The sequence below is a fragment of the Mesorhizobium sp. M7A.F.Ca.AU.001.01.1.1 genome (assembly GCF_004022735.1).
Classification (GTDB): Bacteria; Pseudomonadota; Alphaproteobacteria; order Rhizobiales; family Rhizobiaceae; genus Mesorhizobium; species Mesorhizobium ciceri.
Window position 1 is genome coordinate 1 of record NZ_RZPF01000090.1, and the last position, 12,757, is coordinate 12,757.

Here is a 12,757-nt window from a genome sequence, read left to right on the forward strand (position 1 = left end):
ATGCACGGCTGATCGTCATTCTCAACGACAACGACATGTCGATCGCGCCGCCAACCGGCGCCATGAGCGCCTATCTGGCGCGGCTGGCCTCCGGCAAGGCCTATATCGGCCTGCGCGATTTCGGCAAAAAACTGACATCTTATCTCGGCAAGCGGGCGGATCGTGCGATCACAAGGGCGGTCGAGCATGCACGCGGCTACGTCACCGGCGGCACGCTGTTCGAGGAACTCGGCTTCTATCACATCGGCCCGATCGACGGCCACAATCTGGAGCATCTGATCCCGGTCCTGAAAAATGTCCGAGACAATGGCGAAGGCCCGGTGCTCATCCATGTCGTCACCCAGAAGGGCAAGGGCTATGCGCCGGCGGAAGCCGCCGCCGACAAATATCACGGCGTCAACAAGTTCGACGTCATCACCGGCGCGCAGGCCAAGGCGCCGGCCAACGCACCGGCCTACACCAAGGTGTTCGCCGAAAGCCTGGTCCAGGAGGGCCGCGAGGACGACCGCATCGTCGCCGTCACCGCAGCCATGCCGAGCGGTACCGGCCTCGACCTGTTCGGCGAAGCGTTCCCGTCGAGGACCTTCGATGTCGGCATCGCCGAACAGCACGCGGTGACCTTCGCCGCCGGCCTCGCCACCGAAGGCTACAAGCCGTTCGCGGCCATCTATTCCACCTTCCTGCAGCGCGCCTACGACCAGGTCGTCCACGACGTCGCCATCCAGAAATTACCGGTGCGCTTTCCCATCGACCGCGCCGGCTTCGTCGGCGCCGATGGCGCCACCCATTGCGGCGCCTTCGACACCACCTTCCTGGCGACACTGCCGGGCTTCGTGGTGATGGCGGCGGCCGACGAGGCGGAGCTGCGCCACATGGTACGCACCGCGGCAAGCTATGATGACGGCCCGATCGCCTTTCGCTATCCGCGCGGCAATGGCGTTGGCGTCGACATGCCGGAGCGTGGCTCCGTGCTCGAAGTCGGCAAGGGCCGCATCGTCAGGGAGGGCACCAAGGTAGCATTGCTGTCCTTCGGCACACGGCTGCAGGATTGCCTGATCGCCGCCGAGGAGCTAGGGGCTGCCGGGCTCTCCACCACGGTCGCCGACGCCCGTTTCGCCAAGCCGCTCGACGAGGATCTGATCCGGCGGCTGGCCCGCTCGCATGAGGTTCTGGTGACGGTGGAGGAGGGCGCCGTCGGCGGCTTCGCCAGCCATGTGCTGCAGTTCCTCGCCCATGAAGGCCTGCTGGAAAGCGGCCTGAAGGTGCGCCCGCTGGTGCTGCCCGACGTGTTTACCGACCACGCCAAGCCGGAAAAGATGTATGCCGATGCCGGGCTCGATGCTGCCGGCATCGTGCGCACCGTGTTCGTCGCGCTCGGGCATACGGTTCGCGCCCAGCGCGCCTGAATCAAAGTCTCAGTGACTTGAATCAGTTTGCCGGCCAACGTTCTTAACGCGTTGTTTACGCTGCCGTTTGGCGCTTTGCTTACCGTGTCTCTTGGCCGTTTTTCAACGGCGCCCTGCTAGATCGTGATCAGGCAGGGAGACAGCAACAATGAAAACGCTTCTGTGCGGCGCAGCGCTTTGCGCCGTCATCGTCGCGCCGGCCACAGCCGAAACGCGCTATGATCGCAGCCTCGAAAAGGCGGCCATGGGCATCGTCGCCGGCAAGATGGGCGACATCCGCGGCGGCTTTTCCTTCAAGCAGGTGCCGCAACTGGTGGTTCTGCCGGCCCCCGTTCCCGCACCTGCGGTTGCCATCGAGCCTTCACGCGAGCAAGCGTCGGGAGGGCGTGCGGATGGGTTGTCTCCGGCCGTCGAGCGCCCGGTTTCGCGAAGCGTATTCTGAGCTAGAGACCAGCAAGCCCTGATCGGGATTGCCCGATCGTTTCATCGTGCTTTGCCGCTGTGCGGGTGATCTAAAGGCGTCGGCACTGCTACTCCGCCGCCACCAGCTCCGCTTGTTGCGCCGGTTTCTCGGGGCGCCAGGATTGCGCCGCGTGGCGGGCGCGGTCTGCCAGGGCGGCAAGGCGTCCGCGCAGGTTTCGTCCACCCACCACTGACGACAAGATCACCGAATGCGTCGCAAAGCGGCGCTTGAAATCCTCGCCGCCGCAGAGAAAATCGATCGTGGTCAAGCCCCTGTCGAACGACCACTGGATGTAATCCATCATCAAGACCATGCCCGGCGAGGCCCGTTCGAAGGCCGGATCATAGGTGGTGACGAAAGCCATCATGGTTCCATGCTGCTCGAAATTGATCGATATGGCGATGATCTCGTCTTCGCGTTCGAGCACGAAGATGCGCAGCAACCCAAGCCCGGCCAGAACGGAGATCAGTGCCGGCAGCGCGGGGGAACCTTCGTCGAACAGGTCCGAAACGCGGCCGTGTTTTGCGAGCCATAGCCGTTTCAGCGCGGCGACGCGTTCCAGCACCGGCTCGCGGGCTTCGTGCGCATCCATCAGGCGGAAACGCAGCGCGCCGCCTTCCTCCATGAATTTGTAACCACGGCGATAGTTTTGCCGGGTTTTCTTCGACTGGCTTTCAAACCATTGTGCGCCGCGTTGTCCGGCGCTGGAAACTCGGTAGCTGACCTCGCTGCGGTGGCTCGGCTGCAAGATGCTGCCCTGGCCTGGGGCGGCGGGACCAAGCAGGGTCCGGAATCGAGCATCGGGCAACAGCCGATTGAGATACGCAAGATCGAAGCCGCTATCGTCGAGGATATGTTGCCAGAGTTGCGGCAGGATCTGTGGCTCTGCATCGGGAGCAAGCAGGACATCGCCATAGTCGCAGTGATCCTTCGCCGCCCATTCCAGCATACGGATGCCCGAGCGCCAGAAGGTCGCGAGCGCAATGACCGCCTCGAGGCGCTCGCCGCTCCAGACCAGGCCGATCCTGAGGCCGCGGCGGTCCTGATGCGGTGTGGTGTGCCACCAGGCCGAGATCCAGTCGGGATGCTGGAAAACGAGGCCGCCGGCGCGTTGCCAGAGCGCTGCCCAGGCGGGCGCGATTTCTGCCAGTCGCTCTGGCGAGGTTGCAATTTCGATCCGGTGCGCTTGCTGCATCCGAAACACGGCCGGTCCGTTCATGGCTTGCCCCCCTGCGGCGATTGCTGTGGCTCGGGCTTGTCGGCGCGGAAATGTCTGGCGATCTGCCGCCACATCCGCTGCAGCGGCATGACATAGAGGCCTGCGAGCGACTGGTAGTCGCGCACGTTGCGTTCGATCAAACCGAACTTGAAGTCCTCGTCGGGTTTCGGAACGCACAGAGTTCCGAAGAGCCGATCCCAGAACGAGAAGAGCAGCCCGAAGTTCTTGTCGTAATGGCGCGGGTCGGTGCTGTGGTGCAACTGATGCCAGTGTGGGCACAGGATCAGATTGTTCAACGGCCCAAACGAGATCTTGAAATGCGTGTGCCTGACGAAATCCATCATCAGGATGTTGCGTATGATGTAGACGTTGACGCCGAAGACCGTCAGTTCAACCAGGTTCAGCGACACCAGCGACCAGATGCCGACGCAGATGCCGGGAATGACGCCGTCCCAGGCCCGGTTCATCAATTCGTCGAGCGGGTGGACGCGATCCTTGGTGATGCCGACCATCACCTCGGCCGAATGGTGCACCTTGTGCAGTTCCCAGAGCACCGGGTAGCGGTGCTGGGCGACATGATAGAGATAGTACGAAATGTCGTAGGCAAGCAGCATGGTGAGGGTGAAGATCGTCACCGTCACAGGCCCCGCCGGCCCCTCGATCAGAGGCGGCTGGATTGCCAGCAGCGTGGAGAGCAACCAGTTCGTCGCATAGCCGACGGCGCTGACGAAGACGACGCCGGCGGGCAGCATGAGGAATGGCATCAGCGCCTTCCGCGTCACCCAGAACAAAAGGTCGGCTTTCGCCGAAGGATGCGTGATGACCTCATGCGGGACCGCGAACTCGAAGAACTCTTTCCAGCTCTTTTTCTCGACCGTGCGCCAATAGGCGACCAGGGCACTGGCCAAAGCAGTCAGCAACAGAAGTCCGGTCGCCAGCAGGCCGGCGCCAGAAATCCGGTCAAGAACCTTGTAGACGATGTCGCTGGCCATTTCCAAAGTTGCCGCCTCTTCATCCGGGTTTTCCCGTCGTCGCGGTCATAACATTGAAGTCCTCAAGCAAATGCGATGAAAATTGGTTAAGAAATCATGAGGCTTTCTAGATTGTTGGTATTTACCCGCAGGCGGTGAGACCTCATGCTTCGGCGGTCATCCGTCTCAACGGGCGTAACGCATGGGTATTCATAAGGATGGTCGGCGGGACGGGACGCCTCACCATCGTCGCCGTGCAAGATGCTGAGCGTGATGATGGGAACGGGAGACGAAATGCTTCCAGCTGGCGCTCTTGCCATCGTCGTCGGCTTTCGCCATGAAGGCCGATGAATTCGCCTCTGCCAGCCAGCGCACGCCAGCGGCTCGACGACCTGCTCGTCCAGCGCGGGCTGTTTGCCAGCCGCTCGCGTGCCCGCGACGCGGTCGAGCGCGGCACTGTGACCGTCGACGGCCTCATTGCGCGCAAGCCCGGCCAGAGCGTTTTGCCGCAATGTCACGTTACCATCGATGATCCGGCGCAAGGCTATGTGTCGCGCGCGGCACTCAAGCTGATCGGCGGGCTCGATCATTTCGGCCTCGATCCTGCCGGCCGTGAAGCGCTCGACATCGGCGCCTCGACCGGCGGCTTCACCCAGGTGTTGCTCGAGCGCGGCGTGGCCCATGTCACCGCCGTCGATGTCGGTCATGGCCAGATGCATCCTGATATCGGCGGCGACCCGCGTGTGACGGTGATCGAAGGGCTGAACGCCCGCGACCTCGCCGTCACCGATCTCGGCGGGCGTATTCCGGATTTCATCGTCTCCGACGTCAGCTTCATCTCGCTGAAACTGGCGCTGCCGCCGGCCCTTGGTCTGGCCAAGGCTGGCGCAAAGGCCATGTTTCTGGTCAAGCCGCAATTCGAGGCCGGCAGGGAAGCGATCGGCAAGGGTGGTCTGTTGAAGGATCCCTTCGACGCCGCCCGTGTCGCCGGCCTGCTGCAGGATTGGCTGGACTCCGTTCCCGGCTGGCGCTCGCTGGGGCTGCATCTGTCGCCGATCGATGGCGGCGACGGCAATCGCGAATTCCTGCTCGGTGGGATCAAGGACCGATGAGCGCGCGCTTCAGCATCAGGAAACTTGGCGCCCAGGGCGACGGTGTCGCCGAGACCGAGACAGGCGATCTGTTCATTCCCTTCACACTGCCCGGTGAAACGGTCACCGCCGCGCGCGAAAGGGATCGCGCCATGCTGATGGCGGTGCTGGAAGCATCGCCGCTGCGCATCGATCCCGCCTGCCGCCACTTCACCGAATGCGGCGGTTGCGCGCTCCAGCATTTCGAAGCCGAAGCCTATCGCCAGTGGAAGCGCGAAAAAGTGGCGCACATCCTGAAGGGCAAGGGCATCGATTGCGAGATCGGTGACCTGGTCGCCTGCGCACCGCAGACGCGCCGCCGTGTCGTGCTTGCCGCCCGGCGCACCGAGACAGGCATGCTGCTCGGCTTCCATCGCCATCTGTCGCCGGAGATCGTCGCCATATCGGAATGCCCGATCTCGCTGCCGGAGATCGTTGCCGCGCTCGATCGCTTGAAGGCGCTCGCCGAATTGGTCTGCGCAACCGCCAAATCGTTCCGGCTGGCGGTCACCGTGACCGGTTCGGGGCTCGATGTCGCGGTTCACGAATCCGGCAAGCTCGGGGAGCACCAGCGCCGGATCGCGGCTAACTTCGTCATGGCGCAGGGCTTTGCCAGGCTGTCCATCGATGACGAAATCATTATCGAGCCGAAAAAGCCGGTGGTCATGTTCGGCAGCGTCGCTGTCGCCTTGCCCCCGGGCGCGTTCCTGCAGGCAACCGAGGCCGCCGAACAGGCGATGGCCGACATCGTCGGCGGACATCTGAAGCGTGCCAAGAAGGTGGCGGATCTTTTCGCCGGTTGCGGTAGCTTTGCTCTGCGCCTGGCCGCGAAGTCGGAAGTCCATGCGGTGGAAGGCGATGCGGCAGCGCTTTCAGCGCTCGACCGTGGATCGCGCTTCGCCACCGGCTTGAAGCGGGTGACGGGCGAACGCCGCGACCTGTTCCGCCGGCCGCTGACGTTCAAGGAGTTGAATGCGTTCGACGGTGTGGTGTTCGACCCGCCGCGCGCCGGCGCCGAGGACCAGTCGAAGCAGATCGCCCGCTCGGATGTTCCCTACGTTGCCGCGGTATCCTGCAATCCGGTGACGCTGGCTCGCGACCTGCGCATCCTCATCGACGGCGGCTACGCCTTGAAGAGCGTGACGCCGATCGACCAGTTCCTGTGGTCGCCGCAAGTCGAAGCGGTGGCACTGCTGGAGAAGCCGAAGAAGCGGCGATAGCCTGGAGGCTTCGGCCCTACGAACTTGGCGACAGTCGTTTCGACGTGCCGCCGCGTTGGTTGATCGACACCCAGGTGTTTGGGTTCTGCTGCGACTGACGTTTCACGAAGTAATAGCCCGTCGCATTCCAGGGCCTGATCTCATTGACCAGATTGTCCAGGACAAGATCACCCTTGTCGGTTTTCACCGTCAGAATGGTGTGGCCTTCATTGTCCAGGTCGCGCACCACGGTCATCAGCAACGCTTGCCGGGGGAATCCCGCTGCCAGAAGAAGCTTGCGCTTGTAGAGCGCGTAGATCTTGCAGTCGCCCTTACCGTCTACCGGATAGTCCCAGTGATCCGCCATCGTACCCCAGTGATCGAAATTGCTGACGGGTTTGATGGCGCTGTTCGCCTTGTGATTTATCCGCTTGAGGATGCGTAGGTTCTGCGCGGTCAGCTTGATATTCGCGGCCGGCAGAGCGGGCACCTTGCACTCCTTTGGCCGGCGATGGCAGAAATCGACCCAACCGTAGGGGACGCTGGTGCTTCCACCAATTGCGGCAGATTGCGTCGATCGCGACTTGAACAATGTCGACTGTGCCGCCGCCGGACTGGCTTGCAACCATGTCGCGCCAATCAACGAAACGAAGCCAAGCAGGAAAGAGGAGGTCAGGACGCCGGGGAAATGCCGCATTGCCAACACCACCGCAACCAGAAGGCCGGCACTGCGTTCGTGCGGAAACGGCAGCCCAGGCAGTTAAACACCTAACAATTTCCTAATGCCGATTGTGTTCACTTCAAGGTGCAGCCGGGAATTCAAACTGGAAAACGCAAGCATCAGCGGGCGCATTCGGTCTGACTCGACCATCAGGGCGCCAGCGACGGACCTTTGTCATGCTTCCTGCAAGCTGTCATATCCCGCCGTCTTTGCAGCCTTGAGGAAATTACGATCAAAGGTTGCAAAGCCAGCGCAATGAGCTGATTTCCCCAGATGCAGAGCATCTGCGAAATCCATTCCCTTCTTTGCGAGGTCGAGTGCGGACGACACCACCGCGCTGTCCGCGACCTCTACTGTTGGGAGCCCGCCAAATGTCCGCAGCGCGATGTCAGGCGCCGCATAACGTAAGCGCCGGCGCAACTCTCATGATGGCGCTCTCGGGTGCGCTCGTCGCCTGGATTTTGCGAAAGATCGCTCGAACCGGGCTATTGCCGTCCTATGCACTTGGCATCGCAGCCATGACGTTTGTCGCAGCTGCGCTGTATGTCTCCGGCCACGACGGGACCGTCGACTACCTGAGTGCTTGGGTCAAATATGCGATCGGTGGCGTCATCGCCTTCCTGATTCTCTACACGACTTCGCGCCGGTCTATCGGCAAGGCATAAGCCCGGCCATCGGGGCCGTTCGCTCAGACCCGCGTGCCGCCCACCGTCATCTGGTTCATGCGCAGATGCGGCTGGCCGACGCCGACCGGCACGCCCTGTCCGGCCTTGCCGCACATGCCGATGCCGGTGTCGAGCTTCATGTCGTTGCCGATCATCGAGACGCGATGCATGGCGTCCGGACCGTTGCCTATCAGCATCGCGCCCTTGATCGGCTGCGTCACCTTGCCGTTCTCGATCATGTAGGCCTCGGTGCAGCCGAACACGAATTTGCCCGAGGTGATGTCGACCTGGCCGCCACCGAAGGAGACGGCATAGATGCCGTTCTTGACCGAGGCGATGATTTCGTCCGGCTCCATGTCGCCCGCCGTCATATAGGTGTTGGTCATGCGCGGCATCGGCTGGTGTGCGTAGCCTTCGCGGCGGCCGTTGCCGGTTGCCTTCATGCCCATCAGCCGGGCGTTCTGGCGATCCTGCATGTAGCCGACCAGCTTGCCGTCCTCGATCAGCACATTGCGGGCCGAAGGCGTGCCTTCGTCGTCGACTGTCAGCGAGCCGCGCCGCTCGGGCATCGTGCCGTCGTCGACGACGGTCACCCCCTTGGCGGCGACCTGCTGGCCGAGCAGTCCGGCGAAGGCCGAGGTCTTCTTGCGGTTGAAATCGCCTTCCAGCCCATGGCCGACGGCCTCGTGCAGCATGACGCCCGGCCAGCCGCTGGACAAGACGATGTCGAAAGTGCCGGCCGGCGCCGGTATCGCCTCAAGATTGACCAGAGCTTGCCTGAGCGCCTCCTTGGCGGCGTGCTTCCAGCTGTCCTCGACCAGGAATTCGCCAAACGCCTTGCGGCCGCCCATGCCGTAGGAGCCGCTCTCCTGGCGGTCGCCATTGCCGACAACGACGGAGACGTTGACGCGGACAAGCGGGCGGATGTCGCGCACCATTTGGCCGTCGGCGCGCACGATCTCGACATGCTGCCAGGATGCGGCGAGCGATGCCGAAACCTGCCGCACGCGCGGGTCCTCGGCGCGCAGCCAGGCGTCGATTTCCTGCAGGAGCTTTGCCTTGGCCTCGAAGGAGGGCGAGGGGATCGGGTTCTCTTCGCCATAGAGATGGCGGTTGGTGCGGGCGGGTGCGGCGGCAAGCGTGCCGGAATAGCCGCCCTTGACGGTCGAAACGGCATCGGCCGCGCGCAGCAGCGAAGCTTCGGAGAGATCGCTGGAATGGGCATAGCCGCTGGCTTCGCCGGCAACCGCGCGCAGGCCAAACCCTTGGTCGGTGTTGAAGTTGGCGGTCTTCAGCCGGCCATTGTCGAACATCAGCGCTTCGCTCTCGCTGTATTCGAGGAACAGCTCGCCGTCATCGGCGCCGTTGATGGTTTCGGCGACGATCTGCTTGATGCGATCGTCTGAAATGTCGAATTGGCCGATCAGGCTGTTCATGGCGCGTCCGTTCACAGGAGGAATGGGTCTTTGCCACGATGTAGGCGCGAAGGTGCGCCGAGACAATCGCTCAGCCGCATTGTGAAGACAAAAGCGGTTTGCCAGCAGACCGTCGACGTCACTTCTGGTTGATGAAGCCGGTGATGTCGCCGGGCTTTCAGGGGAGGGCGGCGAAGCCGTCGGCAAAACCCTTGAGGTCGACCGGGATGCCGATGCCTTCTTCCGGGGTCTGGAAGACAATGAAGGTGGCCGACGTGCCGGTCTTCAGCGTGTCGAGAAGCGGCTTTTCGAGGATAACCTCGGCATAGCAGCCGTCCTGGAAACAGCGCACGAAATAGGCGCGACCGATGTCCTTGCCGTCGACATTGAGGCCAAGCCCGTTGGGCAAAAGCACGCCGAGCGGCGCCAGAACGCGCAGGATCTCCGCCTTGTTGTCGGCGGTGCGCAGCACGACGACCGACAGTCCCATCTCCGGACGGTCCTCGGCGACGACGTTCTGCATCATCACGCATTGTTCCGAGGTGGCACCGGCCGGCGTGTCGCAGATGATCGACCATGCGCCATGCGTCGAGCGAACGGTACCGCTCGGTTGCGCGGCGTTCGCCGTGCCGGACACGATCGCGGACAAGCCGATGCCAGACAGGGCGGCGAAAAAGATGACCTTCGCCCAGTTTCTCGAAAACCGAGAGTTTCTCGAAAGCCAGTAATTCATGACGGCTCCATTGCGAATCACGGCACTTTAAGCCGCGCCAAAGCCAAGTAAAGGACGAGACCGCACCAGGTCTGCCCCGAAAAAGCCAATACGGCGCTTTTCCCTGCCAATTTCGCCCGAATTGCGACGTTCGGCACGTGCGCGCCGCGGGAATGCCGCTGTGGGTTCAATGTAGGCGATTCGGGGCTGCCGCGGCTGCCTCCAAAGGCACATCCGGGCTTGCGCGCAAAAATGCCGCACGGTTTCGTCCGCTCCTTTCTTGCGGAGGGAAAAAGAGTATGGTTTGAACCAGCTTGAAACTGTCGGGATTCCCGTCCCGGCATTGTTCGTTATTCTCGTGGGTACCACAGCGAGGAACTGGGAGACGATGAGGGCGATGAGAAATTTCCTGGCAAACGCCAAGGTTCCAGCAAGTGCCAAGTTTCTAAGTGCTTGTGCCGCTATCACGTTTTTCGCCGGCGCATCCGCCCATGCCGACCAGCCCAAGAACTGGGAGACAACCTTCCAGGCGCCGGCGACCGACATGATGCGGCAGATCGAGTGGTTCGGGAACTACACAATGTGGTTCATCGTCCCGATCACCATCCTGGTGCTGATTCTTCTCGCCTATTGCATCATCAGATTCCGCGCGAGCGCCAACCCGGTTCCGTCCAAGACCAGCCACAACACGTGGATCGAGTTGATCTGGACGATCGGACCTGTCGTCATCCTGCTCCTCATCGCTATCCCCTCGTTCCAGCTGCTGACCGCGCAATACACGCCGCCGGAAGAAGCAAAGCTGACCGTCAAGGCGACCGGCAACCAGTGGAACTGGGACTACGAGTACCAGACCGACAACACGCTCTCTTTCAACTCCGCGATCCTCCAGGACGCCGAACGCGCCGCTGCCGGCAAGGAGGACCGCAAGGTCTACCCGCGCCTGCTGGCCGTCGACAACGAGCTGGTCGTGCCGGTCAACACCATGACCCGCGTGCTCGTCACCGCGACCGACGTGATCCACTCCTTCGCCATGCCGTCGTTCGGCATCAAGATCGACGCCGTTCCGGGTCGCACCAACGAGACCTGGTTCAAGGCGGAGAAGGAAGGTATTTTTTACGGCCAGTGCTCGCAGCTCTGCGGCAAGGACCATGCCTTCATGCCGATCGCCATCCGCGTCGTCTCTGATGCGCAGTTCAAGACCTGGCTGGCGGCAGCCAAGACCGATCTGCCCGGCGCCAACAAGACGCTGATGGCCGAGGTCGACGGCCAGAACAAGGTAGCGGCCGCCGGCAACTGATGCCGCGGGTTAGCAAGATTTAGGGAACGGAGCGGAACATGGCAGACGCTGCAGCTCACGACGGGCACGACCACAAGCCTTATCACGGCTGGGTGCGCTGGGTTTATTCGACCAACCACAAGGACATCGGCACGCTCTACCTGATCTTCGCGATCATGGCCGGCATCATCGGCGGCGCCTTGTCGGTCGCCATCCGCATGGAACTGCAGGAGCCTGGCATCCAGATCTTCAGCGGTCTGGCGCAGATGGTCTACGGCATGAACGGTGACGCCGCGATCGACGGCGGCAAGAGCATGTACAATGCCTTCGCCACCGCGCACGCCCTGATCATGATCTTCTTCATGGTCATGCCGGCGCTGATCGGCGGTTTTGCCAACTGGATGGTCCCGATCATGATCGGCGCGCCCGACATGGCGTTCCCGCGCATGAACAACATCTCCTTCTGGCTGCTGCCGCCGGCCTTCATCCTGCTGCTCACCTCGATGTTCATGCCGAGCGCACCGGGTGCCTATGGTGTCGGTGGCGGCTGGACGCTTTATCCGCCGTTGTCGACTTCGGGCCAGCCCGGGCCGGCCATGGATCTGGCGATCCTGTCGATCCACATTGCCGGTGCCTCGTCGATCCTCGGCGCCATCAACTTCATCACCACCATCTTCAACATGCGCGCGCCTGGCATGACGCTGCACAAGATGCCGCTGTTTGCCTGGTCGGTGCTGATCACCGCCTTCCTGCTCCTGCTGTCGCTGCCGGTTCTGGCCGGCGGCATCACCATGCTGCTCACCGACCGCAATTTCGGCACCACCTTCTTTGCGCCCGACGGCGGCGGCGACCCGATCCTGTTCCAGCACCTGTTCTGGTTCTTCGGTCACCCTGAAGTGTACATCCTGATCCTGCCGGGCTTCGGCATCATCAGCCACGTCATCTCGACCTTCTCGAGGAAGCCGGTGTTCGGTTATCTCGGCATGGCCTACGCCATGGTGGCGATCGGCGCCGTCGGCTTCATCGTCTGGGCGCACCACATGTACACGACCGGCCTGTCGCTCGATACGCAGCGCTATTTCGTCTTCGCCACCATGGTCATCGCGGTGCCGACAGGCGTGAAGATCTTCTCCTGGATCGCGACGATGTGGGGCGGGTCGATCTCGTTCAAGACGCCGATGCTGTGGGCGCTAGGCTTCATCTTCCTGTTCACCATCGGCGGCGTCACCGGCGTCCAGCTGGCCAATGCCGGCCTCGACCGCTCGCTGCATGACACCTATTTCGTCATCGCCCACTTCCACTACGTGCTGTCGCTGGGCGCGGTGTTCGCCATCTTCGCCGGCTGGTACTACTGGTTCCCGAAGATGACCGGCTACATGTATTCGCCCGTCATCGCCAACACCCACTTCTGGGTCACCTTCGTCGGCGTGAACCTGATCTTCTTCCCGCAGCACTTCCTCGGTCTCGCCGGCATGCCGCGCCGCACCATCGACTACCCCGATGCGTTTGCCGGCTGGAACTATGTGTCGTCCATCGGCTCGTATATCTTCGCCGTCGGCGTCCTCCTCTTCCTCCATGGC

Annotated in this window: 13 protein-coding genes; 7 read left to right on the forward strand and 6 right to left on the reverse strand. The window is 62.5% G+C overall.

Annotated features, from left to right (window positions below; genetic code table 11):
• A partial coding sequence (dxs, locus tag EN884_RS08145; RefSeq protein WP_128360522.1) for a 1-deoxy-D-xylulose-5-phosphate synthase occupies positions 1-1,406 on the forward strand: 1,406 nt, incomplete at its 5' end.
• A 148-nt stretch (positions 1,407-1,554) separates the two neighbouring features.
• On the forward strand, positions 1,555-1,848 hold the full coding sequence (locus tag EN884_RS08150) for a hypothetical protein (RefSeq protein ID WP_024503606.1): 294 nt from the start codon (positions 1,555-1,557) through the stop codon (positions 1,846-1,848).
• A gap of 88 nt (positions 1,849-1,936) precedes the next feature.
• Here the strand turns inward: EN884_RS08150 and EN884_RS08155 are convergent, their stop codons facing one another.
• Positions 1,937-3,088, reverse strand: coding sequence for a GNAT family N-acetyltransferase (locus tag EN884_RS08155; RefSeq protein ID WP_063167674.1), 1,152 nt, complete (start codon positions 3,086-3,088; stop codon positions 1,937-1,939).
• Entirely contained in the window at positions 3,085-4,080 is a 996-nt protein-coding gene (locus tag EN884_RS08160) for a sterol desaturase family protein (protein ID WP_063167675.1), read from the reverse strand. The genes EN884_RS08155 and EN884_RS08160 overlap by 4 nt, the downstream gene beginning before the upstream one ends.
• A 326-nt stretch (positions 4,081-4,406) precedes the next feature.
• Between EN884_RS08160 and EN884_RS08165 the strand changes: the two genes are divergently transcribed.
• On the forward strand, positions 4,407-5,171 hold the full coding sequence (locus EN884_RS08165; protein WP_063167676.1) for a TlyA family RNA methyltransferase: 765 nt from the start codon (positions 4,407-4,409) through the stop codon (positions 5,169-5,171).
• Positions 5,168-6,409 (forward strand): class I SAM-dependent RNA methyltransferase, encoded by a 1,242-nt coding sequence (locus tag EN884_RS08170; protein WP_063167677.1) that lies wholly within the window; start codon positions 5,168-5,170, stop codon positions 6,407-6,409. Before EN884_RS08165 ends, EN884_RS08170 begins: the two co-directional genes overlap by 4 nt.
• Before the next feature lie 16 nt (positions 6,410-6,425).
• Here the strand turns inward: EN884_RS08170 and EN884_RS08175 are convergent, their stop codons facing one another.
• Together EN884_RS08175 and EN884_RS08180 are read right to left on the reverse strand one after the other, a co-directional pair.
• Positions 6,426-7,085, reverse strand: a complete 660-nt coding sequence (locus EN884_RS08175) for a transglutaminase-like cysteine peptidase (protein WP_063167678.1) — start codon at positions 7,083-7,085, stop codon at positions 6,426-6,428.
• A 198-nt stretch (positions 7,086-7,283) separates the two neighbouring features.
• A complete protein-coding gene (locus EN884_RS08180) occupies positions 7,284-7,439 on the reverse strand; it encodes a hypothetical protein (RefSeq protein ID WP_244514273.1) in 156 nt (51 codons plus the stop codon).
• 41 nt (positions 7,440-7,480) lie between these two features.
• Between EN884_RS08180 and EN884_RS08185 the strand changes: the two genes are divergently transcribed.
• Complete coding sequence (locus EN884_RS08185; protein WP_063167679.1) at positions 7,481-7,774, forward strand: hypothetical protein; 294 nt, start codon at positions 7,481-7,483, stop codon at positions 7,772-7,774.
• Between the two features lie 23 nt (positions 7,775-7,797).
• Here the strand turns inward: EN884_RS08185 and tldD are convergent, their stop codons facing one another.
• Positions 7,798-9,210 carry a metalloprotease TldD gene (tldD, locus tag EN884_RS08190; RefSeq protein ID WP_024503610.1) on the reverse strand — a complete coding sequence of 471 codons (1,413 nt, stop codon included), beginning with the start codon at positions 9,208-9,210 and terminating at the stop codon, positions 7,798-7,800.
• A 157-nt stretch (positions 9,211-9,367) separates the two neighbouring features.
• Positions 9,368-9,922 (reverse strand): invasion associated locus B family protein, encoded by a 555-nt coding sequence (locus EN884_RS08195; RefSeq protein ID WP_013532781.1) that lies wholly within the window; start codon positions 9,920-9,922, stop codon positions 9,368-9,370.
• 259 nt (positions 9,923-10,181) lie between these two features.
• Here EN884_RS08195 and coxB point away from each other — a divergent pair, with 259 nt between their 5' ends.
• Both coxB and ctaD read left to right on the forward strand, forming a co-directional pair.
• Positions 10,182-11,198 (forward strand): cytochrome c oxidase subunit II, encoded by a 1,017-nt coding sequence (gene coxB / locus EN884_RS08200; protein ID WP_032809847.1) that lies wholly within the window; start codon positions 10,182-10,184, stop codon positions 11,196-11,198.
• A gap of 38 nt (positions 11,199-11,236) precedes the next feature.
• On the forward strand, positions 11,237-12,757 hold a 1,521-nt coding region (gene ctaD / locus EN884_RS08205), incomplete at its 3' end, for a cytochrome c oxidase subunit I (RefSeq protein WP_128360523.1).